Origin of the sequence: Aneurinibacillus aneurinilyticus ATCC 12856 (assembly GCF_000466385.1) — a bacterium.
Lineage (GTDB): Bacteria > Bacillota > Bacilli > Aneurinibacillales > Aneurinibacillaceae > Aneurinibacillus > Aneurinibacillus aneurinilyticus.
The window spans coordinates 1-1,758 of record NZ_KE952729.1 but is presented as its reverse complement, the minus strand read 5'-3'; the positions used below and the strand labels follow the sequence as shown (position 1 = coordinate 1,758).

Here is a 1,758-nt window from a genome sequence, read left to right as displayed (position 1 = left end):
TTTTGCCTTTAAGGGGAACATTTTCGTATAAAAATAAAAGACATCAATTAGCCGCCTGGGTTCATTCAAATGCATATATTATAGAAGATGACTATGAATGGGAGTTTAAATATCAAAATGATTACTTGCCCTCCATTCAAAGTTTATATCCTGAAAAGATAATTTATATTGGCAGGCTTTCTAAAGCATTAGTACCTGTTTTCAATTTGAGCTATCTTGTGCTTCCTTATGATGTGCTATCCTTATTTCACTCAAAAGTGGCAGAATATGATCAGCCTGTTTCCAGGCTTGATCAATTAACTTTTTCACAATATTTATCCGATGGCTATTGGTATAAACAGTTACAAAAAATGCGGGAAACATACGAAGAGAAACGAAAAGTTTTTTTTGAGGCTATATCCCAATATATGAAACACGTGGCCAAAGCTGAAGGAAAAGACATGGGTCTGCATACTTTTTTAACAGTAAAAACAGATAAAACAGAAGCTGAATTAATTGGGCTAGGCATACAAAAAGGGGTAAAAGTCTATGGTACATCAAGATATTGGTTTCATACCGAAAAAAAATATCCAACAGTGTTGCTAGGTTATGGAGCTCTAAGCGCCAATGATATTCACAATGGTATAAAGCTGCTGGCTGAAGCCTGGTTTGAATAAAATTGTCAAGGGTGTTGATTATCCAGTATGATCCAGCGCCACAAAGCGGCCGTGTCTCTTCCTCGTGAGAAAGACGAGGGAACACGCCGACGCGTGCACCTTCTTTCTTCCACCTTATGGATAATCAACAGGCGTATAAAATTGTCTTATTTTGTCCCACTGACTATATTGATTCTGTCCCTTTAACAGCAAAGCAGATCCATCTACTATGTATGTATATCATACATAATGAAGGTGGTTATATACATGAACTTTATTTTTGATATGGATGGAACGATTTGCTTTAATGGACAGCCTATCTCAAAAAACATTTTACATTTTTTATTGGAATTACAGGAATCCGGTCATTTTGTCGGCTTTGCTTCTGCACGGCCTTGCCGTGATATGCTACCCGTTTTAGATGACAGATTCAAAAGGCATCTTTTGATTGGCGCGAACGGAGCAATGACGTATTACGAGGGAAGCCCCTATCAGTTTTCCCCGATCCCTACCGAATTAGCCGAAGAAATCATCCATATACTGGATGACTACCATGCTGAATATCTTATTGATGATAAATGGAACTATGCTTGTAATTTTGAACAATATCATCCTTTTCTCAAAAATGTTGACCCGTATAAATTGGCTAATCGTATAGAAATAGAGCAGATAGAGTCCTTTATTAAAATTGTTGTCTTATCCTGCAATCATTTTACAGAACTAGCCGAGAGAATAAAACAATTGGATGTTACGATTCATTACCATTCTGCAGAGGGCATTCTGGATATAACCTATAAAGGTGTAAATAAAATGATCGCTTTGGAACAATCTGGTCTTCCCTTAGAACCGTTTATTTGCTTTGGAAATGACATGAATGATCTTCCTTTGTTCAAAAAAGCTCACCATTCCGTACTTATTGGGGAATATGAACCCCTTCTTATGATAGCAAAAGAGCAAATCTTAGTTGACGAACAAATCGAGAAAAATATTATATCAAAACTGCAAGAGCTTAGTGCCGCCTTCGTTTAGACAAAGCACAAGCTATTACAAGTATAATAGCAATATAAGTAAAGCCCAATTACCTTTGCAGGGACTGACCCCCGTTTTTGAGACAGGGATCAAA

At 37.0% G+C, this 1,758-nt stretch carries 2 protein-coding genes; both read left to right on the top strand.

The window, feature by feature from the left end; genetic code table 11:
- Window positions 1-656, top strand: a 656-nt coding sequence (locus tag HMPREF0083_RS28675; RefSeq protein WP_040301748.1) for a transcriptional regulator, incomplete at its 5' end; no start/stop codon positions are given.
- A 246-nt stretch (window positions 657-902) separates the two neighbouring features.
- The gene (locus tag HMPREF0083_RS06470) at window positions 903-1,664 is read left to right on the top strand and encodes an HAD-IIB family hydrolase (RefSeq protein ID WP_040301746.1); all 762 of its coding nucleotides are present in this window, start codon (window positions 903-905) and stop codon (window positions 1,662-1,664) included.
- Window positions 1,665-1,758: the final 94 nt, after the last annotated feature.

Bases quoted from the DNA above. Each gene is read 5' to 3' on its own strand.
- HMPREF0083_RS06470 (WP_040301746.1), top strand. From the start codon at position 903: ATGAACTTTATTTTTGATATGGATGGAACGATTTGCTTTAATGGACAG.